Here is a 23,684-nt window from a genome sequence, read left to right on the forward strand (position 1 = left end):
GTGCGGCGCCGCACCGACCGCCTCACGCCCCTTCGGCGCGCCGTCGGCTGGGCGGGCCGGGGCCTCAGGCGGTGAGGTAGCCGCCCGGGAGGGCGGTGAAGAGCGGGCCGGTGGGGCCGGTGACCGCCCAGGGCTCTTCGGTGGTGTCCGGGGGGACGGTGAGGGTCAGGCCGCAGTCGAAGGTGAGGTGGAGGCCGCCGGCCGGCGTGGTGGCGACCGCGGTGATCCGGGCACCGGGGAGCTTCAGCAGGCCGCCCCCGGCCTCCGAGGTGAGGCCGGGGAAGAAGTGCTCCACCAGGGCCGGGCCGGCGGCACCGGTTTCGGCGGTGGCGAGGCGGAAGTCGCTGCCGATCGTGACGGCGAGCCCGTCGGAGAGTTCCAGGACGAACCGGGACCCGCCCTGGACACAGGCGACCCGGCGGTCGCCGAGCACGGACGCGAGCGAGTGGGGCATGAGTCCTCCGGGAGTGCGCGGGTCCAGCGGACCCATTGTGGCCCGCTGACGTGCCCGGATCACGTAGTCCCCGATTCCCCGCGCGTCGACGGCCCCGCACCCTCGGGGCGTACGCCGCGTACCAGCTCGACCGGTGCGCCGCCCGCCGCGCGGGCCGTCAGGCAGGCGTGCAGGGTGGCCTGGTCCGGCTCCAGCAGCAGCGTGTGCACCTCGGCCGGGGCACAGAGCCGCGGGTCGGCCGGTCCGGGCCGGACCTCCGGCACGGCGCCCCCGTCGAAGACGTAGACGAGCCGGGCCGGGCCGTCGTCGGCGGGCCGCCAGTCGAGCCCGAGCAGCCGTCCCGGCGACCGCTCCGCACCCAGCGCCGCCAGCTCCCGCCGGGCCGTCTCGCGCGGCAGCTCCCGGTCGGCACGGACCACACCGCCGGGCAGCGTCCAGCCCGCGCGCGCGGCCCGGGCCGGGAGCAGGAGCACCCGGCCGTCCGGGTCGGTACAGACCAGCCGGACCTCGGCCCGGATCCGGGGCAGGCCGGCCAGGTACGCGGAGTGCTCCAGCGGGGGCCGGCGCTCCGGCGGACCGCCGCCCGGTGGCAGCCCGAGACCGGCGGTCCGGGTGTACGGCGGCGCGGGGGAGTGCCGGGGGAGATGGGCCAGCGAGTGGCCGGCCGGGAGACTGTCCTCCAGTTCCAACGGCGCGGCCGTGCGCGGGGCGGTCAGACAGGCCGTCACCCGCCGCGAGAGCTTGGGCGGCAGCGCCGAGGCCGCCCGGTCCGCGGGCAGGAACCCCCACCACCCGACCTCCTCGGCCTGCGGTCGCAGGGCCGCCAACTGCTCCGGCCGCAGCGGGGCGGCCCAGTACAGCAGTGCCGCGATCGGCGGCCGGACCGGATCGAGCGACCAGTCGACGCAGGCCAGCGGCCCGAGCTCCGGGGTCACCCCGAGCTCCTCGCGGATCTCACGGACGGCCGTGGCGCGCGGCGACCCGTCGGCGGGCTCCCACCCACCGCCGGGGATCGCGATCGGGTGCTTGCGGTCGTACGGCAGACGCACCACCAGCAGCCGCCCGGACCCGTCCAGGAACAGCACCCCCGCCGCCGCGAGCAAACCCCCGCCGTCGCCGTCCGTACCGCGCACGTCCCGCTCCTCTTCCTCGGCCACCGGGCGGATGCCCCGGACGGCGGACGGACGCGGCGTGGCGGATACGCGGTTCCCCGCGGTGCACGGGCGACGATCGGATCAGGCCACTCCCGCCGCCCGCCACCCCGAAGAGAATGGGGACCAGGATGCCCGTCCGGTACCGCAGGATCCACGCCGAACCCGGACCCGCCGAGGGCGTCCGCGTCCTGGTGGACCGGCTCTGGCCGCGCGGGCTGCGCAAGGAGGACGCGGGGTTCGACGAGTGGCTGCGGGAGGTCGCGCCGTCGACCGAACTGCGCCGCTGGTACGGCCACCAGCCCGAGCGGTACGCCGAGTTCCGGCGGCGCTACCTGGCCGAACTGGCCGCCGGACCGGCCGCCGAGGCACTCGGGCGGCTCCGGACCCTCGCGGCCGCCGGCCCGCTGACGCTGCTCACCGCGACCCACGACGCGGCGCTGAGCCACGCGGCCGTGCTCGCGGAACTGCTCGCGCGGCCCGCCGGACAGGCGGCGGGCCGGCCCCCGGCCGGAGCCGGGGAGCCGACCTGCGCGACGGCGGGGCTACGCCGGGGCGGTCGCGTGGTCCTGGACCTGCGCGTACGGCGCGAGCTTCCTGATCGACTCGATGCTCTTCAAGCACAGCTCCTTCGACTCGTGGGCGTCGCCGGTGACGACGACCGAGCCGTTGCTCGCCTTCAGCCGGAACCGGTGCATGCCCGACTCGTCGGTGTAGAGCTCGAACTTCCCTGCCATGGACTTTCACCTCTCGGATGTGGTCAGCCCCCTCCTGACGCACCGTAGGACTGAAACCCTTGCAGCGCATGCCAGATGGACTGTCTGGGCTAATCCGAAAGGATCACTGGGAGCCGCTGCGCGGTCGTAGGAAGGATCTCGATGGGGCTGTGATGGGGCTGAGGCTGCGGTGGGTGAAGCTCGCACGGGGAAGCCAAGAACGGAGAAGGGTGGTGACCGGCGCCGTGCCGTCACCACCCTCTGCGGCGCTTCACGCAGAGAGAGGCCGACCCAGCCGTCAACGAGTAGCTGATGAAGGTTGGCGAAACTCTGCGTGCAGGGAGAGAACTCGACCCAACACAACGTCAGTTCGGCAGGTCCACAAGGGGACGGGCTGGAATCACCTGCACAAGGATCAGGACTGGTAGGTGGGCTACGCTGACCTACCCCGGCTGCCCGACCAGGGCGAATCCGGGTGGAACATCGTGCGCGATGTGCCCCGTTGTTTTGAGGAGAGCACGATTAACCGACACTGGAAAACCACTGCGGGCGCCCTGCTGTCCGCAGTGCTCGGCTTCGGGTCGCTGACGCTGTCCGCGGCCGCCCCGGCGCACGCGGACAGCTCTATGAGCACCCCGTCATACGAAAGCCTGAGTTCCGCCACAGCGGGCTCGGACTGGATGAAGCGCGTTCCCGACGGCACGAATCTGGGTGCCATGTCCGTACCCGGGACCCACGAGTCGCTGGCCACCTTCGGCGGCGACACGACGCAGACGCAGGAAGGCGACTCCACCCAGGCCGGCAACCTGGCCGGGCAACTGGCGGCCGGCATCCGGGCTTTCGACATCCGGGTCCGGGTCGTCGGCGGGCAGACCAACTCGAACGGCGACTACCTCGCCGGCTCGTACGCTGTCCACCATGGAATCGTCTATCAGAACGCGATGCTGGGCGACGCCCTCAACCAGTTCCAGACGTTCTTGGCAAGCCATCCCGGCGAGACGCTCCTGCTCCGCCTGAAGGCCGAGTGCACCGGTTCAGGCACTTCGTGCACCGACGACCTCACGGAGACTGATGCACCCGGTCCCTCCGACGCCGTCAAAACCACCTACCGGCAGAATCTCTTCAGTCACTATCTGACGCTGTACCCCAATCTGTTCTACGGCCCTTCGGTCGCCTCGACGGCCACCACGACGAACCAGGCCGAGGTTCCGACACTCGGCGCCGCCCGCGGGAAGCTGGTGCTGACGGCGTTCTACGGCCCGGGGGGCGGCGATTACGGCTGGGGCCTGAAGCAGGTTTCCGGCCTGACGAACAATGCAGGCGCCAGCCTCGCCAACGGGGACTGCGGAGACAGGACCGACTCCAGCGACCACAGCTGCTTCGTCCAGGACCAGTACAACGTCCCCAACATGATGGCCATAGCCAGCAAGCGCGACTACGTGCGGCGGCAGCTGGACCGTCAGAACAGCGACCCCGACCAGGACAAGAAGCTGTACATCAACTACACCAGCGGAGCATCAGCCACGGCTTACCCCTACTCGGTCGCCAGCGGCTGCGCCGCCCAGATCTGCACGAGCCAGGGTGTCAACGACTTCCTGCTGACGTATCTCAACCAGGCCACGGGCACTCACGCCCCGGTGGTCCGCACCGGCGTCGTGATGATGGACTTCCCCGGCGGCGCCCTCATCGACAAGATCGTCGGCTATAACTTCTTCAACCCCGGCACGGGCAGCACCGCGTCCCCGAGCGGCTCGACGCGCAAGGCCGACTCCTTCCTGCTGAACGCCATCGACCAGCACGGCTCCCCGGACGCCCTGCGGGTCCCGCAGAGCTACACGGGCGGCTTCTTCGGGCCCGGAGCCACGTTCGGCCCGACCGGATACCAGTCGTCGTTCACCTACGACAACGCCGTGACCGTCACGGCGCTCCTGACGAACCACTCCGGTACCGACTTCACCCACGCCATCGCCCTCGGCGACAGCCTGTTGTACGCCCAGGATCACGACCCGGCGAACGACGGCCGGATCCGGGCTTCCTACCTGCCGACCCCGTTCATCACCACCCTCGGCCGGGACTACCCCGCCGGCACCCCCTACATCGCCGGCTGGTCGGTCTACACCGGGAACATGGCCTGGGCAGGGATGGCGTTCTGCCACCTGTACAAGGCCACCGGCGACAGCAGATACCTCAACGGCGCGCTGCGCGCAGCGAACTGGATCCAGGCCAACTCCGCCGATGCCCGCGGCGCCGGCGGTTACACCGGCGGCTTCGCCGACACCTCCGCCCTCGGGGACGGCAGCGCCATGGTCCAGCGGACCTGGAAGGCCACCGAGCACAACATCGACGTCGGCGCGTTCTTCACCATGCTGAACCAGCTCACCGGCGACCAGACCTGGAAGGGCCGGGCCGACAACGCCTTCGCGTTCGTCACAACCATGCGGGCCTCCAACGGCTCCCTGTGGACCGGCACCGGCCTGGACGGAGTCACCACCAACCAGGACGCCGTCCCCGAAGACGTCCAGACCTGGAGCTACCTGGCCACCCTGGACCCGGCCTCCGCGCCCTCCGTCGACTTCGCCGCCGGACGGATGGCCGCCACCGACGGGCCGTTCAGCGGCGTCAGCTTCAGCAGCGCCGACACCTCCAAGGTGTGGTTCGAAGGCAGTGCGCACCTGCTCGCCGCCTACAACCAGCGCAAGGCCCCCGGCGACGCCGCCAAGGCCGCCGCGCTGCTGTCCACACTGCAACTGGCGCAGGCCAGTGCGCCCAACGCCGACGGCAACGGCATCGTCGCGGCTTCCAGCGACGGCCTGGTCACCGGCGAGGGCGACACGTACTACGCGTCCCTGCACACCGGCGCGACCGCCTGGTACCTCATCGCCGCCCTGGGGGGGAACCCCTTCCGGCTCTGACCGGGGCGCTTCCACCCTGCGCGTGCCCGGCCCGGGAACGGATCCGGGGCCGGGCACGCGCAGGGGCACGGGAGGCCGGACGAATCCTCGGCCGACTCAGCCGGCCGCCAGGATCTCCACGCCGTGCGCGGCGAGCCGTTCGAGGACCGGGTGGCGGGGGTCGGCATCGGTGATCAGCCCGCTGACGTCCTCCCAGGGCAGTACCCGGAACCGGGAGGCCGTGCCGATCTTCTCGGACGAGGCGAGGACGTAGGTGTCCGCGGCCCGTGCGGCGAGGGCGCGCTTCATCGCGGCCTCCTCGGCGTCGCCGGTGGTCAGTCCCGCTTCCGGGTGGACACCGGTGACGCCGAGCAGGCAGAGGTCGGCGGAGATGTTCTGGGCGGCCTCGGCCGCGGCCGCGCCGCAGGTGACCGCGGAGTGCTTGAAGAGGCGGCCGCCGAGGAGGAAGACCTCGGCCCGGGGGTGGTCGAGCAGTGCGACCGCGATGGTCGGGCTGTGGGTGATCACGGTGCAGGCGAGGTCCGGCGGGAGCGCGTGGGCGACGGCGAGGGCCGTGGTGCCGCCGTCCAGGATCAGGGCGCTGCCGGGCCGTACGAGCGCGGCCGCCACCGCGGCGACCTGCCGTTTGCCGTCCGGGGTGACGGTCTGCCGGGCGCCGTAGTCGGCGACGGCCGGGGAGACGGGCAGGGCTCCGCCGTAGACCCGCTGGCACAGTCCTTCGGCGGCCAGGTCGCGCAGGTCGCGGCGCACGCTGTCCTCGGAGATGCCCAGGTCGGCGGCGACGTCCTTGGCGACGATCTTGCCCTCGCGGGAGAGCAGGCCCAGCAGGTGGTCACGTCTCTCGGCAGCCAGCATTCGTACTTTCTCCTGTTCTTGCACGTTTCTGCATGTATCGTAGCGCGCCATGACCGACAAGCCCATGCTCATCCTCATCGCCGGCCCCTACCGCTCCGGCACCGACGGCGACCCGCAGGCCATGGCCGACAACCTCGCCCGGCTCGAAGCCGCCGCCTGGCCCGTCTTCGCCGCCGGCCACCTGCCGATGATCGGGGAGTGGGTCGCGCTGCCCGTCCTGCGCTCGGCCGGCGCAGGGCTCGCCGACCCCCTCGCCGACCAGGTCCTCTACCCGGCCGCCGAGCGCCTGCTCGCCCACTGCGACGCCGTACTCCGGCTCCCCGGCGACTCCACCGGAGCCGACGGGGACGTCGCCACCGCCCGCCGCCGGGGCCTGCCCGTCTACCACGACGTCAGCGAGATCCCCCGCCGCATCCCGCAGGAGACCCGGTGAACACCCGCCCCGGCATCGACACCCCCGACCACCGCGGCCGTACCGGCCTCGACCGGGCCGGCCGGGACCTGGACCGCAACCCCGACGTCGTGGTCCGCGACGTCGAACTCACCTCCCAGGGCTGGCACGTCCTGCGCCGCACCACCTTCGACCACCGGCGCCGCGACGGAGGCTGGGTCACCCAGCAGCGCGAGACCTACGACCGCGGCAACGGCGCGGTCGTCCTGCCCTACGACGCCGAACGCGGCCATGTGCTGCTCACCCGTCAGTTCCGCTACCCGGCCTACGTCAACGACCACCCGGACGGCATGCTCGTCGAGGCCGCGGCCGGGCTGCTCGACGGTGACGACCCGCTCACCGCCATCCGGCGCGAGAGCGCCGAGGAACTCGGTGTCACGCTCGGCCCGCTCATCCATGTCCTCGACGCCTACATGAGCCCCGGCTCCGTCACCGAGCGCCTGCACTTCTACGCCGCCCCCTACACCCCGGCCGACCGGACCGGACACGGCGGCGGGGTCGAGGAGGAGGGCGAGGACATCCAGGTGCTCGAACTGCCCTTCGTCGAGGCCCTCGCCATGGTCCGCGACGGACGCATCGTCGACGGCAAGACCATCCTGCTCCTGCAGTGGGCTGTTCTGGACGGGCCTTTCGCCGCCGTGGGTACCCGCTGACAGTGTCCCGGCCCCTCGGGTCAACCGGCAGACGCAGAACGGGAGTACGGGCCGCACTCGCCGGTTCGGCGGGTGCGGCCCGTACTCCCGTTCCCATGGCCGAGAGCCGCGGCCGAGGGGGATGCCGGTGACCGGTTCATCCCCGTCCCGGCGGCCTCGGTGCGGGCTCCTGCGTCCAGGGCCCACTGAGAGGACGTGCGACGGACCGATGGACCGTCAGCAGGTGAAGTCGATCAGGTAGAACGAGGCGTAGTGGTCGGAGGTGTAGTAGTCCTCCTGGTCCCCGCTGCCGGTGATGATGCGGCGGGCGCCGCGGGTGGGGGAGTTCGGAGTGACCACCGTGTACTCGTGGTAGTACCCGTAGGACTCGCCCGGCAGGACGCCCTCGCGGTTCTGGAAGACCACGCCGTCCTGGGAGAACGGGAACGGGCCGCCGTTCGCGATCTCGTTGAGGGTGTCGTCGGCCTGGCTCGGCAGGGAGCTCTGGCAGATGCTGCCGCTCACGTCGGCGTGGGCGTCGGTGGCGACCAGCGCGGTGGGGGCCAGGGTGAGCAGGCCGACGGTCAGGGCAGTGGCGGTACGCGACTTCAACGCGCGTAGAAAAGTGTGCATGCCAGAAGTCTGAGGCTGGGCCGGGATTCCTGGGAAGAACCTGGGAGAGTCTTCGCTTCCGCTTAACCGGGTCGGCACGCGGGTGATTTGCAGTGGTTGCCGGCCGGTTGCGAAATGACCGGCGAAGGGCTTTCAGGTGACGGACGAGCCGCGCAGCATTTGTTCGGTGTTCATCAATTCATCGGATGTACCGTCACTTCGCGGTCGGGGCGGGAGCCGTGGGTGCGGTGGAGTGGCGGTGCGAGGGCCCGGCGCTCCTGGCTGGCCCCAGGTGCTCGCCCATGGACGACGACCTCACGACAGCGTTGCGTGCCAGGCTCCGAGCGCCAGCCAGGGCATCAGGGGTGCGGCCAGTGCGCAGCACCACCGGACCGCCCGGTCGCTGCGGTGGTGCCAGGCGGCGGTGAGGGCCAGCAGCACGAGTTCCAGCAGGAAGCCGATGCCCAGGAAGACGGCCGGCGGCCGGAGTTCGAATCCGCAGGATCCCGATGCGCAGGAATCGGCGGGCATGAGGGCGAAGAAGAAGGAGACGGCCGGGACGCCGGAACTGAGGAAGCCGACGACGGCGCCGGTGGCAAGGGCCCACCAGGCGGTCGGATCGTCGGGATCCGCCGACTCGTCGTCGTCGGTCCGGTCGGCCTCCGCTGCCCAGCCGGTCTCGTCGGCGGTGCCCGGCCTGCCGGCAGGGCCTTGCTCGTCGGCGGTGCCCGGCTCGTCCTGTCTGTCGGTGTCCATGCGCGCAAGTGTGGCCGATGTGCGGAGAGCCTGGCGATCCGGCCGGCCCCGACGCTTGCGGCCCGCCGTCGGCCCGTCGGCGGCAACTGGTGTCCGGTGACGCTCCGGTGGGCGTCGTCCCGCCACCGGCGGCCGAGCGGCCCGAGGCTGCCCGACATCGGGTTCCGCGAGGCTGCCCGGCGTCAGCTGCCGAGCCGGGCGGCGGCGTCGGTGAGTCGCCTCTCGATGTCCTCCAGGGTGCGCAGGGCGGCGGCCTGTTCGTCATCAGTGGTGTCGCCGACCGTGGCGTCTTCGAGCTGACGCCAGAGCTGTTCGACCTCCTTGCGCAGCGCCTGGCTGGCGGCGGTGGCCTCGATGCGGGAGGCGCGCTTGTCGTCCGCGCAGGGGGACCGCCGTACGAAGCCGGCGTGTTCGAGGCGTCGGACGGTGCGGGTCATGGTCGCGGCGTCGGAGTCGAGCAGGCGGACGAGGTCGATCTGGCGCTGTGGTCCGAGCTCCCAGAGCTGCATCATCACCAGTTCCTGGCCGGGGTGCAGGCCGACGCGGCGCAGGAGGTGTCCGGCGATCATGCGGTGGGTGCGGGCCACCCGGAAGATCGCGTGGCTGATGGGTCCTCCGCCGGCGGCCGCAGGCAGGGCGGCGGCGCCGCTTGTCCCGGCCGGGGGGCAGCTGTCGTTGCTGCTCGTGGACTCCGCCATGGTCTGCATGCTCCTGTCCCGCTGTGAATGTTGCTTGAACAGGATACTTGTTCGGTGTCGCAGCGCCGCCCGATCCGGCCCCTGGGTTGGGTCCGCAGCGGATCGGCAGGGCCAGAACTCCAAAGTGACGTGACGGGCGTCACATCGTTCGGGGAATGCCGCTGGACCTTTTACTGTTCGGACAGGTAATCCGGTTCGGGCCCAGCAAGGCCCGGCCGACAGGGGCCGCCGGCCTCTGCAGCACCCACTGTCCGAAAGGCTTCAGCCATGACCACCGCTTTCGATCCGATCGTCCTGGGCGGCCGCCGCCTGGCCAGCCGCGTCGTGATGGCGCCGATGACCCGCAGCCGCGCCTTCGGCCCCGGCGCGGAGCCGACCGAGCTGATGGCGACGTACTACGCGCAGCGCGCCGGCGCCGGGCTGATCGTCACGGAGGGCATCCAGCCCTCGCCGGTCGGCCAGGGCTACCCCGACACCCCCGGCCTGCACACGCCCGGACAGGTGGCGGCCTGGCGGACGGTGACCGACGCCGTGCACCGCGAGGGCGGCGTGATCTTCGCGCAGCTGATGCACACCGGCCGGATCGGCCACCCCGACCTGCTGCCCGACGGCCTGGTGCCGGTGGCGCCGTCGGCGGTGGCGGCCAAGGGCCAGGTCTTCACCCACGAGGGGCCGAAGGACTACGTGACCCCGAAGGAGCTGAGCGAGGCCGAGATCCGGCAGACCGTCGCCGACTTCGCCGCCGCGGCCCGGGGCGCCGTCGAGGCAGGGTTCGACGGTGTGGAGATCCACGGCGCCAACGGCTACCTGATCCACCAGTTCCTCGCCCCGAACAGCAACCGGCGCACCGACGCGTGGGGCGGCGACGTCGACGGCCGGATCCGCTTCGCCGTCGAGGTGGTCACCGCCGTGGCCGAGGCGATCGGCAGCCACCGGGTGGGCCTGCGGATCTCGCCTGGAAACCCGTACAACGACATCGCCGAGGACCAGCCGGCCGAGTCCTACGAAGCACTGATCGAGCGGCTCGCCGGCCTGGACCTGGCCTACCTGCACCTGCTGGAGGGCCCGGACCGCGAGCTGACCGGCCGGCTGCGCAAGGCCTGGCCCGGCGCGTTCGTCCTCAACCCGTTCACCCACCCCGCCGCCACCGGCCCCGAGGCCCTGGCGCTGGCCGAGGACGGCACCGCGGACCTCGTCGCCTTCGGCGCGCTGTTCCTCGCCAACCCCGATCTGCCGGCCCGCCTGGCCGCCGACGGTCCGTTCAACACGCCCGACCCGGCGACCTTCTACGGCGGCGACCACCGCGGTTACACCGACTACCCCACCCTCGACCGCTGACCGCTGACCGCTGACCGTCGGCCGCTGACGGCTCATCGCCGGCCGCCGCCGTCGACGGCTCACCCCTGACCGTGACGCCCGTACGGCACCCGGACCCACCTACGGCCTGCCGCCGGGCCGTCCCGCCGCTTCGACCTCATCCTGGTGGCACGGACCGCTTACCTCCCCCCATGCCTTCCTTCCTTCTGGAGTTCCCGATGTCCAACGCGATCACCTATTCGAGTTACGGCAACCCCGAGGTGCTGACCCTGACCGAGGTCGACGTCCCCGAGCCGGGGCCGGGCCAGGTCCGGATCAAGGTCCGGGCGGCCTCCGTGAACCCGCTCGACCTGAAGCTGCGCTCCGGGCTGATGGCCGCCGTCCGGCCGGCGGAGTTCCCGGTGCGGCCGGGCCTGGACGTGGCCGGCGTGGTCGACAAGACCGGGGAAGGCTCCGAGGCCTCGGCCGGCGAGGAGGTCTTCGGAGTCGCCGTGGGCGGCGGCTACGGGGAGTACGCGCTGCTGGGCCGGCCGATCGCCAAGCCGGAGCAGGTCTCGTTCGAGACCGCCGCCGCGCTGGTGACCGTGGGGGAGACCGCCTACCGCGGTCTGCACCACCTGGGTCCGGTGGCGGGCGAGACCCTGCTGGTGCACGGCGGTGGCGGCAGCGTCGGCATCATCGCCGTCCAACTCGCCGTCGCCCGTGGCATCACCGTGATCGCCACCGCCGGCGAGCGCGACCTCCAGCGGCTCACCGAACTCGGCGCCACCGCCGTGCGCTACGGCGACGACTGGTCGGAGCGGGTGCGGGCGGCCGCGCCGCAGGGTGTGGACCGCGTCTTCGACACGTCCGGCGCGGGCGTGCTGGCCGACTCCGTCGCCCTGACCGGCGATGCGGCCCGGGTGATCACCATCGCCGACCCGGCCGCCGCCCAGCACGGGGTGCGGTTCAGCGCCGGCGGCCCGGCCGACCGTTTCGAGCAAGCCCTGCCGGAGCTGGCGGCCCTCGCTGCCGCCGGGAAGCTCGACCTCCCGATCGGCGCCGACTACCCGCTGGCCGAGGCCGCCCGCGCCCACGCGGACATCGAGGCCCGCCGGGTCAGTGGCAAGGTCATCCTCCTGCCCTGACCCGACACCGCCGTCCCGCCGCCCGCTCCCGAGAGGTCGGCACCGCGACGACCCCGGCCGCGTGTCCGGGGTCGTTAGGGACGTCCGGAGACGGCGCGGCGCCGAACCGGTCGGCGACCAGGCGGCTCGCCCAGCGGCGGAGCAGGTCGTCCACGGGCGGGTGCCGCAACCCGGCGGCTGCGGCCAGCCGGTCGGCTGAGGCGGTGTCGTAGCGGTCCGAGGAGAGGAACGAGAGCGTTTCGGCCTCCACGCCGGTCAGCGCGCGGGGCAGCCGCCGGACCAGCCCGGCCGGCAGCAGCAGGCGGGGTGCCCGGACCTTCAGGTGGCGGGCCAGCAGGGCGACCAGTTCCGGCAGTTCGGGAGTGGCCGGGTCGAGGACGACGTGCCGCCGGACCGGCCCCTGGTCGTACTCGGGCGCGGCGACGGCCAGCCGGGCGAGGTGGTCGATCGCGACGACGGGGACGAACGTGCGCCGGCCGCCCGCGAGGGCCGGGAGCCGTCCGGTCCACAACTGTTCGACCAGGCGCGCCAGGCCGAGGTACTGGCCCGCCTCCCCGCTGACGGAGTGTCCGATCACCGTGCTCGGGCTCACCACCGTGAGCGGCACCCCGAGCCGGGGAGCCAGGACCCGGACGGCCGCATCGCCTTCGGTCTTGGAAGCCTCGTACGCGCCGACCGTCCGGTAGAGCCGGTCGGCCTCCGCGTCCGGCAGCGGGAAGACCGGGTCGGCCCGCTGCCCGACGCGGTAGCCGGAGAGGTGCACCAGCCGGCGCAGGGCCGGGCGGGTGGCGGCCCAGCGGACGGTGTGCACGGCGCCGGTCACGTTGGCCGCGACGGCGTCCGGCCGGGTGAGGCCGAAGCGGTACAGCGCGGCCGTGTTGTGGATGTCGCGGACGCCGCCGAGCAGTTCCTCGTCGGCGGGGGAGAGGCCGAGTCCGGGGCGGGTGACGTCGGCCGCGACGGTGGTGAGGGCGCGGTCGTCGGCGCCGTGGTCGCGCAGCCAGTGCCGCAGCTCCGCGTCGCGTGAGCCGCAGCCGCGCAGGCCGGCGGCCACCGTGCCGCCCTGGCCGAGGAGTTCGAGCACGAGCCAGCGTCCGACGAAGCCGTTGGCGCCGAGGACGAGTGTGCTGGGGTGGGGCGTGGGTGACACGAGTGACTCCTTAGCAATAGACCGGTCTGCATATTTTCTGAGGACGAAAGAGTGACGGAAGGGGGGCGTAGGGGCCCGCCGCCCGGTCAGGCGAGCAGGGCTGCCGCCGCCCGGGCCCCCTGGTCGAGCGGCGTGCGGCTGCGCTGGACTCGGGCCAGCAGGAGCGAGCCCTCCACCAGGGCCAGTACGGCACCGGCCGAGGCGTCGGCGCGCGCGGGGTCGTACCCCTCGTCCACGAGCAGCTCGGCCAGTGACTGCTGCCAGCCCGCGTAGCCGTCGGCGCAGGCGCGGCGGAGCGGTTCGTTGCTCGCGGAGACCTCCAGGGCCACGATCGCCAGCGGGCAGCCCTTGGTGTAGCCGGACTGCTCCATCCGGTCGCCGAGTGCCGTCATCAGCCGGCCGACCAGGGCCGCCGCGCCGTCGGTGCCGGTCATCGCGGCGGTCAGGGTGGCGATCAGTGTGCCGATCTCGCGCCCGGCCTCGGTGAGCGCCTCGCCGACCAGCTCGTCCTTGCCGCCGGGGAAGTGGAAGTAGAGCGAGCCGCGCGGTGCGCCGCTCTCGGTCAGCACCTGGTTGAGGCCGGTGCCGGAGTACCCCTGTGCCTCCATCAGGTCCCGGGTCGCCCGGACCAGCCGTGCCCGTGTCTCCTCGCCCTTGGCTCCCATGGGCGAAACGCTAGACCGACCGACATATTTTTGTCCAGTCCGCCGAGTCGGGCAGTCGGGCGGTGGTCCGAGGGGCTCGGGCGGCCGTTGCGGCCACTTCTGAAACGGACGGGAAACGGCCCCGGAATGCGGCGGCAGCAATCCGGGAGGAGTGTGGCGAAAAGCGATTTCCGGGGGCGGTTCGGGAGGGGATGCGACCGGGCAATTGTAAAGATTCTGTTCCTCATAAGAAGTGAACATCACCCCGCGCGTCGAGGTCTCTCCAGGTGACGGTGGGTGGACGGGGCCCGGCGGGTCCGGAAATCATTTGCCGTGGCAAAGTCATCCGCCACTTCCCCGGCGGTCGCGGGCAGTTGGGTAAAGAGTTGCCCGACACGCCTGGTGGGCACCCTGACGCGGGAAACACTCCGTCGGTTACGGTGTCCCCGAAATCCTCCAGCGTGCGGGCCGGAGGACGGCGCCGACGGGCCGTTCCTGCCGTCTGCCCCCACCTGTCCGCCAGGAATGCCGCGCGCTCGGGACCGCCCTGCGGCACATCGTCGTGCCCGCTCCGTGACCTACCACCAAGGTTCGCAGATGAGGCTCACCCCCCACGAGCAGGAGCGCCTGCTCATCCACGTCGCCGCTGACGTGGCCCGTGGCCGTCAGGCCCGTGGCCTGCGGCTCAACCACCCCGAGGCGGTCGCACTGATCACCTCGCACGTCCTGGAGGGAGCGCGCGACGGGCGGACCGTCGCCGAGCTGATGAAGTCCGGACGCCACGTCCTCACCCGTGCGGACGTGATGGACGGGGTGCCGGAGATGATCTCCGACGTCCAGGTCGAGGCGACCTTCCCGGACGGCACCAAGCTCGTCACCGTCCACGGGCCGATCCTGTGACGGCCGCCCAGTCCCCGGCGGCAGCGCCCGGCCCGTCCGCCGCGCCCACCTCGCCCGCCGCGCCCTTCACGCCCGGCGAGATCCTCTACGGCGACGGCGACATCGGCCTGAACGCGGGCCTGCCCGTCACCCGGCTGGCCGTCGTCAACGGCGCCGACCGCCCGGTGCAGGTCGGCTCGCACTACCACTTCGCCGAGGTCAATCCGGGTCTGGAGTTCGACCGGACGGCCGCGTACGGACTGCGGTTGAACGTCCCGGCCGGGACGGCCGTGCGCTTCGAGCCCGGCATCCCGGCCGAGGTCGAGCTCATTCCCATCAGAGGCCGCCGCGAGGTGGCCGGACTGCGCGGCGAGACCGGAGGCCCCCTCGATGCCTGAGACCGACCACCCGCTCACCGCAGCGTACCCGCTCACCGTCACCCGCCGCCGGTACGCCGCGCTCTACGGGCCGACCGCCGGGGACCGGATCCGGCTCGCCGACACCAACCTGCTGATCGAGGTCGAGGAGGACCGCTGCGCCGGCGGCGACGAGGTCGTCTTCGGCGGCGGCAAGGTGATCCGCGAGTCGATGGGCCAGGCGCGGACCAGCCGCGCCGAGGGTGCGCCCGACACCGTGATCACCGGCGCCGTGGTGCTCGACCACTGGGGCGTCGTCAAGGCCGACATCGGCATCCGCGACGGCCGGATCACCGCGCTCGGCAAGGCCGGCAACCCCGAGACCATGGACGGGATCCACCCCGAGCTGGTGATCGGACCGGAGACCGAGATCATCGCGGGCAACGGGAAGATCCTGACGGCCGGCGCGATCGACACCCACGTCCACTTCATCTGCCCGCAGTTGGTGGACGAGGCGCTCGCCTCCGGCATCACGACCCTGGTCGGCGGCGGCACCGGGCCCGCCGAGGGCTCCAAGGCCACCACCATCACGCCGGGAAGCTGGCACCTGGCCCGGATGTTCGCCTCGATGGACGACCTGCCGGTCAACATCGGCCTGACCGGCAAGGGCAACACCGTCAACACCGCAGCCATGCACGACCAACTGCGCGGTGGTGCCCTCGGGTTCAAGATCCACGAGGACTGGGGGGCGACCCCCGCCACGATCGACGCCTGCCTGCGGGTCTGCGACGAGACCGGCGCCCAACTGGCCATCCACACGGACACCTTGAACGAGGCCGGGTTCGTCGCGGACACCCTGGCCGCGATCGCCGGACGCGGCATCCACGCGTACCACACCGAGGGCGCTGGCGGCGGGCACGCACCGGACATCATCACCGTGGTCTCCGAGCTCAACGTGCTGCCCAGCTCCACCAATCCGACCCGCCCGCACACCGTCAACACCATCGAGGAACACCTCGACATGCTGATGGTCTGCCACCACCTCAGCCCGCACGTGCCCGAGGACCTGGCCTTCGCCGAGTCCCGGATCCGGCCCTCGACCATCGCGGCCGAGGACATCCTGCACGACCTCGGCGCCATCTCGATCATCAGCTCGGACGCCCAGGCGATGGGCCGGATCGGCGAGGTGGTGATGCGCACCTGGCAGACCGCGCACGTGATGAAGGCCCGCCGGGGCACGCTCCCGGGCGACGGCCGGGCCGACAACCACCGGGCCCGCCGCTACGTCGCGAAGTACACCATCAACCCCGCCACCGCCCAGGGTCTGGACGGCGAGGTCGGCTCGGTCGAACCCGGCAAGCTCGCCGACCTGGTGCTCTGGTCGCCGGCCTTCTTCGGGGTCAAGCCGGACGTGGTCGTCAAGGGCGGGCAGATCGCCTGGGCCCAGATCGGCGACGCCAACGCGTCCATCCCGACCCCGCAACCCGTGCTGCCGCGCCCGATGTTCGGCGCGATCGGCCGGGCGGCGGCGGGCAACTCGGTCAACTTCACCTCCGAGGCGGCCATCGCCGACGGACTGCCCGAGCGGCTCGGCCTCGGCAAGCCCTTCACCGCGATCCGCAACACCCGCGGCGTCACCAAGGACCGGATGGTCAACAACTGGGCCCGCCCCGACGTCCGGGTCGACCCCGACACCTTCACCGTCACCATCGACGGCGAGACCGTCACCCCCGCCCCCGTCTCCGAAGTACCGCTGGCACAGCGGTACTTCCTCTTCTGACCGTGATGTCGACCGCTGCGTTCCTGCTGCTCGCCGACGGTCGCTTCCCGGCCGGCGGCCACGCCCACTCCGGTGGCGCCGAGGCCGCCGTCAAGGCCGGCCGCATCCACGACGCCGCCACCATGGCGGCGTTCCTCGCCGGCCGCCTGCACACCACCGGGCTGACCTCCGCCGCCCTCGCGGCGGCCGCCGCGGCCGGCCACGACCTGGCCGCGCTCGACGAGGCGGCCGACGCCCGTACACCCTCACCCGCCCAGCGGGCGACCAGCCGCCGCCTGGGCCGGCAGCTGCTGCGCGCGGCCACCGCCGCCTGGCCGCACCCGCTGCTGGACGAGCTCCGCACGCGGTACCCCGGCGGCGCCCACCAGCCCGTCGTCCTCGGAACCGCCGCCCGTGCCGCCGGGCTCACCCCCGCCCAGGCGGCGGCCGTCGCCGCGTACGAGAGCGTCAACGGCCCGGCCACCGCCTGCGTCCGGCTGCTCGGCCTCGACCCGTACGAGGTCGCGGCCCGGCTCGCCGCGCTCGCCCCACAGCTCGACACCGTCGCCGCGCGCGCCGCCGAGGCGGCCCGCGCCGGACTCGACGAGCTGCCCGCCGCCTCGGCCCCCCTGCTCGACGTCTACGCCGAGCAGCACCACTCCTGGAAGGTGCGTCTCTTTGCATCGTGACCACGTCGACCCCTACGACGCCCCCGTCCACCACGCCTTCACCGCCCCGACCCGGGCCCGCGCGATGCGGATCGGGCTCGGCGGCCCGGTCGGCTCCGGCAAGACCGCGACCGTCGCGGCGCTCTGCCGGGCGCTGCGCGAGGAGCTCTCGCTCGCGGTCGTGACCAACGACATCTACACCACCGAGGACGCCGAATTCCTGCTGCGGCACGCCGTCCTGCCGCCCGAGCGGATCATCGCCGTCGAGACCGGCTGCTGCCCGCACACCGCGATCCGGGACGACATCTCCGCCAACCTCGAAGCCGTCGAGGAGTTGGAGGCCGCGCTCGGGCCGCTCGACCTGATCCTGGTCGAGTCCGGCGGCGACAACCTCACCGCCACCTTCAGCCGAGGTCTGGTGGACCACCAGATCTTCGTCATCGACGTCTCCGGCGGGGACAAGATCCCCCGCAAGGGCGGGCCGGGGGTCTCCACCTCCGACCTGCTGGTGGTCAACAAGACCGATCTGGCCCCGCTGGTCGGCGCCGACCTCGGCGTGATGGCCCGCGACGCGAAGGCCCAACGCGGCGAACTGCCCACGCTGTTCTGCTCGCTGGCCGCACCCGACGGGGTGGCGCCGATCGCGGCCTGGATCCGCGAACGCCTGTCCGCCTGGCAGGCGCGGTGACCGCCGGCGCCCTGTCGGCCACCGCCCGGATCACCGCCGTCCGGGACGGGCGGGGCGGCACCGCGCTGCCCGTCCTGGACGGCGCCGGGCCGCTCGCGCTGCGCCGCACCACCGGCGAGGGCGCGGCGGCCCGGGTCGTGGTGGTGGGCTCGATGGCCGCGCCGCTCGGCGGTGACCGGCTGGCGGTGCACGCCCGGGTCGCCGCCGGGGCGGACCTGCGGGTGACCAGCGCCGCCGCGACGATCAGCCTGCCCGGCCGCAGCGGCGGCCCCGCCCACTACGACCTCGACCTGACGGTGGAGGAGGACGCCCGGCTCGACTGGCTGCCCGAGCCGGTGGTCGCCGCCACCGGCAGCCACCTGGTCATGACCACCAGGATCACCCTCGGCCCCGGCGCCCGGCTGCGCTACCGCGAGGAGCAGGTCCTCGGCCGGCACCACGACTGGGCCCGCCAGGCACCGCCGGGCCGGCTCACCTCCCGGCTGACCGTCCGCCGGGCCGGCCGGTTGCTCCTCGACCAGCAGACCGACCTCGGCCCGGGCGCCCCCGCCTGGAACGGGCCGGCCGCTCTCGCCGAGCACCGCACGGCGGGACAGCTCCTCACGGTCGGCCTGCCCGCCGGGCCGCCGCCCCCGGCCGCCGACGCCGCCCTGCTCACCCTGCCGGGCGCCGCCGCCACCCTGCTGACCGCGCTCGCCCCGGACGCCCTGACGCTCCGCCGCCTGCTGGACGGCTCCGGAGCGGGTGCGGCCACGGCGGCGGGTGCGGACGCGGTGCGGGAGCCCCGCGAGGCGATGGTCTGAGGGCCGCGGTCCGACTGCCGGAGTCCGACGGCCGCGCGCTGCCGGCCGTGGCCGCACAGGCGCCAGGGCCCGGCGTCAGCGGGCCGGGGCCTTCGGGCGCCGACGGTGGACGAACACCGCGGAGGCGGCCACCGACACCAGACCGGACACACCGAGCGCCAGCGAGGCGGTGGAGCCGCTGCCGACCGCCGCGGCCCGCAGGGCCGGTGCGGGTGCGGCGGCGGGGACGTCGCCGCCGTGGCCGTGGTGGTTCACCGTGGACTTCGCGTAGCCCGCGGTGATCTGCCGGTCGCTCGGGGCGGCCGGGGCGGCCTGCGCGGCGGCCGCCGCCGGTGCGGCGCCCTGGCCGTACACGATGTCGGAGCAGCTGTAGAAGGCCTCGGGGCTGTCGGTGCGCTGCCAGACCAGGTAGAGCAGCTGACGGCCGGTGCGGTTCGGCAGGGTGCCGGTGAAGGTGTAGTGGCCGCTCGGCGCGGTGCTGGTCACCGAAGTCCGGGCGACCGGGGTGGCGAGGTCGAGGTCCGACCACTTCAGCGGCTGGGTGGGGTCGTAGCCCTGCTTGGTGATGTACGTGGTCATCACGCCCATGTGCGGGGCGGTGACGCGGAAGTCGAAGGTGTACGGGCCGGCGGCCACGGCGGTGGCGGGCCAGTCGGCGCGGGCCATGTCCAGGGCCCGGTACTTGTCGCGGTCGGCCGAGCAGAGGTGGCCGTCCGGGATCAGGCTCTGGCTCCGGCCGTCGGCGTTCGCGATGTTGACCTCGTTCCAGTCGTAGAGCGGCTGGGTGCCGCTGGACGCGACGAGGTCCTTGCACACCTGGGACTTGGGGTTCTCGGGGCCCTCGGCGTAGCAGGTGGCGACCCTGCTGACCGGGCCGTACATCGAGCCGTGGGCGCTCGCGCTGCCGACCGCCACGGAGGCGGTCAGCAGGACGGTGGCGCCGACGACACCGACGGCTGGGAGGCGGCGGATTGACGACATGGGGGTGTCTCCTCGACCGTACTGGGCGGGTCCGGGCGTGGGGGAGGACGGCCCGGGACGCCCCGGGCGAGGCCGCACGGACCCGTCGGCGCGGCCTCGCCCGAGCGTACGATTGGACTAGACCATACGGCAATACCGTTGCGGTGGAAGAAATCTGACGGATCGTCAGAAATGGCCTGTCACTGTCCGCGCTGGAGCTGCTCGCCGAGGACGGCCGGCAGCCCGGTCCAGTCGCAGGAGACGAACGAGGCGTGCGCGGCGGCCAGCCGGGCCACCCGGGCGGTGGCGTCGGCCAGGGCGGGGGCGGTGTCCGAGAGTGCCGGGGTGACGTTCTGGGCGTCGGTCATCACCAGGAGGTAGTGGTTGGTGTCGTACCAGGAGGTGTCGACACCCCCGTCGACGTAGGCGTGCGCGTCACCGTCGAAGACCACGAACCACTGCCGCAGCGAGGCGTCCGGGTAGCGCGTCCGGGGGTCACCGGCGGCCGCGCCCAGGACGGACGGGAAGATCTGGGCCTGCCCGATCGCTCCGGCGGCCTGCAGGCCGTTCAGGTACTGCGCGTACTCGGTGTCCGTCCACAGGTGGTCGAACGGGTTGCTCTGCTCGAACGTACCGGGGATGGCCTCCAGGATGACCTTGCCCGCGAGCGCGGCGCGGGACGGCCAGTTGCCCGCCCGGGCGGCGGCGTCCAGCGAGGGGTAGCCGCCCAGCAGGTCGGCCGGGCGGAAGACCGCACCGCCGAGGTGGGTGCGGACCAGCGCGTCGAGCTGCGCCGGGCCGAGGCCGACCGTGGCGTCGAAGCCCGCCTTCAGCTCCAGCTTCACCATCACCGGGGCGTGCCCGGGGTGGGCGCCGAGCCAGATCCGGAGGTCGTCCAGGCAGCTGCCGAGGTCCTTGTTGGTGCCGCCCCGGTAGAGGTCGGCGGGGCCGGCCGCGTCGACGCAGTTGTTCTTGTTCCCGAGCGGGTTCGCGTGGCTCACCTTCCACTCGTGGGTGAAGGGGTCGACCCAGGTGTCCAGCTCGATCAGGGAGGCGCCGGTGTCCAGGGCGTCGGCCAGGAAGGGGAACTGCGCGGTGTCGCCGTAGGTGTTGTGGATGCCGACCGAGGTCCCCTCGGCCAGCGACGGCCCGCCGGCGGCGGCGGCCGCCCGCGGGCCCGGCAGCAGGACGCCGACGGCGGCCGCCAACAGGACGGCCAGCACGCGGAAGGGGTGGTTCGCGGCAGCGCGGGGGAAGGACATCGGGCCTCCGTGATCGCCGGCGGACGGTCCGCCGGGTACACCGGGCAACGCTAGCCAGCATCGGTGACGTATACATGACGACCCATGAAACTGCTCAGGTACGCGCAGACTTCACCGCACACGAGTCGGGCCGCCCCCGGTGGCGTGGTGTCCGGCCCCGGCCCGCACTCGCTCCTAGACTCGCCGGATGACCGACCGTCAGCCCGTCGCGGCGCGCCGTCCGCGACACCGCCCGCTCTCCCCGCTGCGGGAGCACCTGCGGGAGGCGTTCTGGTTCGCGCCGCTGCTCGCCTGCCTGGGCGCGATGGCACTGGCGGTCGCGACCAGCTGGCTGGACACCGAACTGGTCAACGAGGCTTTCCGGGTGGAGGGGAACGCGGCCGGCCTGATCTCCTTCGCCGGGGCGGCCAAGAGCGTGGTCTCGACCGTCAGCTCGGCGATGCTCACCTTCATCGGTGTGGTCTTCTCCATCTCGCTGGTGTCCCTGCAGATGGCGGCCAGCCAGTTCAGCCCCCGGGTGCTGCGCCTGTACGTCCGCAGCCGCCTCACGAAGGCCACCTTCTCGGCCTGCCTGGCCACCTTCCTGTTCACCCTGCTGGTCCAGTTGAGCTACGAGGACACCACCGACCCCGCCCAGGTCACCTCCGTCCCGGTGGCCTCGACCCTGGTGGCCCTCCTGCTCGTCCTGCTCAGCCTCGGGCTGTTCGTGCTGTACGTGCAGGCGACGCTGCGCCTGCTGCGGGTGCCGCACGTGATCGACCGGGTCACCGGCGAGTCCCTGGCCGTCATCGCCCACTACCGCTGGATGGCCCCCGAGGCCGGCGCGCCGCCGGCCGGCCCCGGGGAGGCGGTGACCCTGCTGCACGAGGGGCGCTCCGGCGTCCTGCGGGACATCGACGTCGCGCGGCTGGTCCGGGTGGCGCGCCGCCACGGCACCGTGCTGCACCTGGTCCCGAGGATCGGCGACTTCGTCACCCCGGGCACCCCGACGGTACGGGTGGCCGGCGGCAGCCCGCCCCGGCCGCGCCGGATCGCCTCGGCCCTGAACATCGGGGTGGACCGCACCATGCACCAGGACCTCAGCTTCGGCTTCCGCCAGCTGGTCGACATCGCGATCCGGGCGCTCTCCCCGGCGGTCAACGACCCGACCACGGCCGTCCAGGCCCTCGACCGGATCCACCAGCTGCTGGCGATGCTGGTGCGGTACCCCTTCGGCGAACTGGTCTGCCGGGACCGGGACGGCGTCGTCCGGCTGGTCCAGCCGGTGCCTGACTGGCAGCGCGTCGTCGACCTCGCCTTCACCGAGATCCGGATCTGCGGCGCGGGCCAGCCCCAGGTCACCCGGCGGCTCACGGCGGCGCTGGACGACCTGCTGCGGCTCACCGAGGAGGACCGCCGCCCGGCCCTGCTGCTCCAGCGGGAGCTGCTGGCCCGCGCGGTCGCGGAGCACGTACCGGACCCGGAGAACCGGGCCTTCGCCCTCACCCCGGACCGCCAGGGCATCGGCTGAGCAGCCGCACGGAAAACGCCCGCCCCCCGGGAAGCGGGGAGTCGGGCGTTCTTGGTGCGGCTGCTCAGCCGGCGTCGGCGATCCGGCGGCCGCGTTGCTCCAGCGAGGCGAGGTAGGCGTTGTAGGCGTTCAGCTCGGCGTCGCCGTCGCGGTCGGCGGCCCGGTCCTGGCGGCGGGCCTGCCGCTCCTCCGACTTCGCCCACTGCAGGGTCAGCGCGATCAGCACGACGGCCGTCGGGATCTCGCCGAAGGCCCAGGTGATGCCGCCGGCCATCTTCTGGTCGTCGATCAGGCTGGTGCCGGCCGGGGCCGCAGCGGTGTTGAACGTGGTGACCAGCTGCCCGGTGGCCATCATGACCGCCACGCCGAAGAAGGCGTGGAACGGCATGCCCATGAACAGCTCCAGGATCCGCATCACGAAGCCCGGCCGGTTCGGACCGGGGTCGACACCCATGATCGGCCAGAAGAACAGCATCCCGGCGGCCAGGAAGTGCAGCATCATCGCGATGTGCCCGATCCGGTACTGCATCAGGAAGTCGAAGAGCGGCGTGAAGTACAGCCCGTACAGGCTCGCGATGAACAGCGGGATGGTGAAGGCCGCGTGCGAGACCACCTTGACGAACCGGCTGTGCAGCAGCGCCACCAGCAGCTCGCGCGGCCCCCGCCCCCGGCCCTTGCCCGCCGGGCGCAGCGCGCGCAGCGCCAGCGTGATCGGCGCGCCGAGCAGCAGCAGGATGGGGGAGAGCATCGAGAGCACCATGTGCTGCATCATGTGCGCGCTGAACAGGACCATGCCGTAGTCGTTCAGGCCGCTGCAGGTCACCGCGACGATGCTGCCCACCCCGGCCAGCCAGGCGACCACCCGGCCGATCGGCCAGCGGTCGCCGCGCCGCCACAGCCGGACCACGCCGGTGCCGTACAGCGCGAGCGCGACCAGGCAGCCGACCAGGAACGGCCAGTCCGGGGACCAGGTGAGCGCGGCGGAGGCGGAGAACGGTTCGAGCGCGCCCATACCCCCGTGGTGGTGCATCCCTGCCATGCCGTCGCCCATCGGCGCGTCCCGCTTTCCGTCGTCCGTCCGCACGTGCCGGGCCGCGCGGTCCGGTTCGTCCGTTTTGCTTCGGCTCTCAGGGTAGGCGCCGCTTATCCCGCCGACGCAGCCGACCCCGCCGAAGCCGGCCGCGCCCCGCCGCGCGTCGGCTCCGCCGGGCCGCCGGTTTCGGCTTCAACGGGCCGGATGGACTGCGTCTTCTGCGCGATCGTCGCCGGCACGGCCCCCCCGGGGAGCCCGGCCGGCCGGGTCCGGCACAGGCGGTCGGTCTAA

The 23,684-nt window shown here is 72.9% G+C and carries 24 protein-coding genes and 1 pseudogene; 13 read left to right on the forward strand and 12 right to left on the reverse strand.

Annotated elements, in window-relative coordinates; all coding sequences use genetic code 11:
- Positions 1-64 precede the first annotated feature (64 nt).
- On the reverse strand, positions 65-454 hold the full coding sequence (locus ABD330_RS23675; protein WP_344467977.1) for a DUF6188 family protein: 390 nt from the start codon (positions 452-454) through the stop codon (positions 65-67).
- Between the two features lie 59 nt (positions 455-513).
- A complete protein-coding gene (locus ABD330_RS23680; RefSeq protein WP_344467978.1) occupies positions 514-1,587 on the reverse strand; it encodes an NUDIX domain-containing protein in 1,074 nt (357 codons plus the stop codon).
- A gap of 149 nt (positions 1,588-1,736) precedes the next feature.
- Here ABD330_RS23680 and ABD330_RS23685 point away from each other — a divergent pair.
- Positions 1,737-2,090, forward strand: a pseudogene (locus ABD330_RS23685) (DUF488 domain-containing protein); the annotation flags it as partial.
- 60 nt (positions 2,091-2,150) lie between these two features.
- On the opposite strand, the gene ABD330_RS23690 reads toward ABD330_RS23685, so the two are convergent.
- Positions 2,151-2,342 (reverse strand): YegP family protein, encoded by a 192-nt coding sequence (locus ABD330_RS23690; RefSeq protein WP_344467979.1) that lies wholly within the window; start codon positions 2,340-2,342, stop codon positions 2,151-2,153.
- 695 nt (positions 2,343-3,037) lie between these two features.
- Here ABD330_RS23690 and ABD330_RS23695 point away from each other — a divergent pair.
- Positions 3,038-5,233 (forward strand): hypothetical protein, encoded by a 2,196-nt coding sequence (locus tag ABD330_RS23695; RefSeq protein WP_344467980.1) that lies wholly within the window; start codon positions 3,038-3,040, stop codon positions 5,231-5,233.
- Between the two features lie 96 nt (positions 5,234-5,329).
- On the opposite strand, the gene ABD330_RS23700 is transcribed toward ABD330_RS23695, so the two are convergent.
- Positions 5,330-6,088 carry a DeoR/GlpR family DNA-binding transcription regulator gene (locus ABD330_RS23700; protein WP_344467981.1) on the reverse strand — a complete coding sequence of 253 codons (759 nt, stop codon included), beginning with the start codon at positions 6,086-6,088 and terminating at the stop codon, positions 5,330-5,332.
- Between the two features lie 49 nt (positions 6,089-6,137).
- Between ABD330_RS23700 and ABD330_RS23705 the strand changes: the two genes are divergently transcribed.
- Together ABD330_RS23705 and ABD330_RS23710 are read left to right on the forward strand one after the other, a co-directional pair.
- Positions 6,138-6,521 (forward strand): DUF4406 domain-containing protein, encoded by a 384-nt coding sequence (locus ABD330_RS23705; RefSeq protein ID WP_344467982.1) that lies wholly within the window; start codon positions 6,138-6,140, stop codon positions 6,519-6,521.
- Positions 6,518-7,192: an NUDIX domain-containing protein gene (locus ABD330_RS23710; RefSeq protein WP_344467983.1), complete on the forward strand. Its 675-nt coding sequence runs from the start codon at positions 6,518-6,520 to the stop codon at positions 7,190-7,192. The genes ABD330_RS23705 and ABD330_RS23710 overlap by 4 nt, the downstream gene beginning before the upstream one ends.
- Positions 7,193-7,408: 216 nt before the next feature.
- Here ABD330_RS23710 and ABD330_RS23715 read toward each other — a convergent pair whose 3' ends face one another.
- The 3 genes from ABD330_RS23715 to ABD330_RS23725 form a co-directional block, all read right to left on the reverse strand.
- Positions 7,409-7,804, reverse strand: a complete 396-nt coding sequence (locus ABD330_RS23715; RefSeq protein ID WP_344467984.1) for a guanyl-specific ribonuclease — start codon at positions 7,802-7,804, stop codon at positions 7,409-7,411.
- Positions 7,805-8,098: 294 nt separating this feature from the next.
- Complete coding sequence (locus ABD330_RS23720) at positions 8,099-8,539, reverse strand: hypothetical protein (RefSeq protein ID WP_344467985.1); 441 nt, start codon at positions 8,537-8,539, stop codon at positions 8,099-8,101.
- A gap of 182 nt (positions 8,540-8,721) precedes the next feature.
- A complete protein-coding gene (locus ABD330_RS23725) occupies positions 8,722-9,237 on the reverse strand; it encodes a MarR family winged helix-turn-helix transcriptional regulator (protein WP_344467986.1) in 516 nt (171 codons plus the stop codon).
- 267 nt (positions 9,238-9,504) lie between these two features.
- Between ABD330_RS23725 and ABD330_RS23730 the strand changes: the two genes are divergently transcribed.
- Positions 9,505-10,575, forward strand: a complete 1,071-nt coding sequence (locus ABD330_RS23730; RefSeq protein WP_344467987.1) for an alkene reductase — start codon at positions 9,505-9,507, stop codon at positions 10,573-10,575.
- A gap of 197 nt (positions 10,576-10,772) precedes the next feature.
- A complete protein-coding gene (locus ABD330_RS23735) occupies positions 10,773-11,681 on the forward strand; it encodes a quinone oxidoreductase family protein (RefSeq protein WP_344468038.1) in 909 nt (302 codons plus the stop codon).
- On the opposite strand, the gene ABD330_RS23740 is transcribed toward ABD330_RS23735, so the two are convergent.
- Together ABD330_RS23740 and ABD330_RS23745 are read right to left on the reverse strand one after the other, a co-directional pair.
- Positions 11,665-12,831 carry an SDR family oxidoreductase gene (locus ABD330_RS23740; protein ID WP_344467988.1) on the reverse strand — a complete coding sequence of 389 codons (1,167 nt, stop codon included), beginning with the start codon at positions 12,829-12,831 and terminating at the stop codon, positions 11,665-11,667. The genes ABD330_RS23735 and ABD330_RS23740 overlap by 17 nt on opposite strands.
- Positions 12,832-12,917: 86 nt before the next feature.
- Positions 12,918-13,496 (reverse strand): TetR/AcrR family transcriptional regulator, encoded by a 579-nt coding sequence (locus ABD330_RS23745; protein ID WP_344467989.1) that lies wholly within the window; start codon positions 13,494-13,496, stop codon positions 12,918-12,920.
- A 576-nt stretch (positions 13,497-14,072) separates the two neighbouring features.
- Here ABD330_RS23745 and ABD330_RS23750 point away from each other — a divergent pair.
- From ABD330_RS23750 to ABD330_RS23775, 6 genes are all read left to right on the forward strand, one after another.
- A complete protein-coding gene (locus tag ABD330_RS23750; RefSeq protein WP_344467990.1) occupies positions 14,073-14,375 on the forward strand; it encodes an urease subunit gamma in 303 nt (100 codons plus the stop codon).
- An 80-nt stretch (positions 14,376-14,455) separates the two neighbouring features.
- Complete coding sequence (locus ABD330_RS23755; protein WP_344468039.1) at positions 14,456-14,752, forward strand: urease subunit beta; 297 nt, start codon at positions 14,456-14,458, stop codon at positions 14,750-14,752.
- Positions 14,745-16,490 (forward strand): urease subunit alpha, encoded by a 1,746-nt coding sequence (locus ABD330_RS23760; protein ID WP_344467991.1) that lies wholly within the window; start codon positions 14,745-14,747, stop codon positions 16,488-16,490. Before ABD330_RS23755 ends, ABD330_RS23760 begins: the two co-directional genes overlap by 8 nt.
- Positions 16,491-16,495: 5 nt before the next feature.
- Positions 16,496-17,158 carry an urease accessory protein UreF gene (locus ABD330_RS23765; protein WP_344467992.1) on the forward strand — a complete coding sequence of 221 codons (663 nt, stop codon included), beginning with the start codon at positions 16,496-16,498 and terminating at the stop codon, positions 17,156-17,158.
- Complete coding sequence (ureG, locus tag ABD330_RS23770; protein WP_344467993.1) at positions 17,148-17,825, forward strand: urease accessory protein UreG; 678 nt, start codon at positions 17,148-17,150, stop codon at positions 17,823-17,825. Before ABD330_RS23765 ends, ureG begins: the two co-directional genes overlap by 11 nt.
- On the forward strand, positions 17,822-18,628 hold the full coding sequence (locus ABD330_RS23775; RefSeq protein WP_344467994.1) for an urease accessory protein UreD: 807 nt from the start codon (positions 17,822-17,824) through the stop codon (positions 18,626-18,628). The genes ureG and ABD330_RS23775 overlap by 4 nt, the downstream gene beginning before the upstream one ends.
- Positions 18,629-18,703: 75 nt before the next feature.
- Here ABD330_RS23775 and ABD330_RS23780 read toward each other — a convergent pair whose 3' ends face one another.
- Together ABD330_RS23780 and ABD330_RS23785 are read right to left on the reverse strand one after the other, a co-directional pair.
- Entirely contained in the window at positions 18,704-19,609 is a 906-nt protein-coding gene (locus tag ABD330_RS23780) for a lytic polysaccharide monooxygenase auxiliary activity family 9 protein (protein WP_344467995.1), read from the reverse strand.
- A gap of 179 nt (positions 19,610-19,788) precedes the next feature.
- A complete protein-coding gene (locus ABD330_RS23785) occupies positions 19,789-20,850 on the reverse strand; it encodes a phosphatidylinositol-specific phospholipase C domain-containing protein (RefSeq protein WP_344467996.1) in 1,062 nt (353 codons plus the stop codon).
- A gap of 187 nt (positions 20,851-21,037) precedes the next feature.
- On the opposite strand from ABD330_RS23785, the gene ABD330_RS23790 reads away from it, so the two are divergent.
- Entirely contained in the window at positions 21,038-22,360 is a 1,323-nt protein-coding gene (locus ABD330_RS23790; protein ID WP_344467997.1) for a DUF2254 domain-containing protein, read from the forward strand.
- A 64-nt stretch (positions 22,361-22,424) separates the two neighbouring features.
- Here the strand turns inward: ABD330_RS23790 and ABD330_RS23795 are convergent, their stop codons facing one another.
- Entirely contained in the window at positions 22,425-23,390 is a 966-nt protein-coding gene (locus tag ABD330_RS23795) for a cytochrome c oxidase assembly protein (protein WP_344468040.1), read from the reverse strand.
- Between the last annotated feature and the right edge of the window lie 294 nt (positions 23,391-23,684).

Source organism: Kitasatospora kazusensis (assembly GCF_039529945.1).
Classification (GTDB): Bacteria; Actinomycetota; Actinomycetes; order Streptomycetales; family Streptomycetaceae; genus Kitasatospora; species Kitasatospora kazusensis.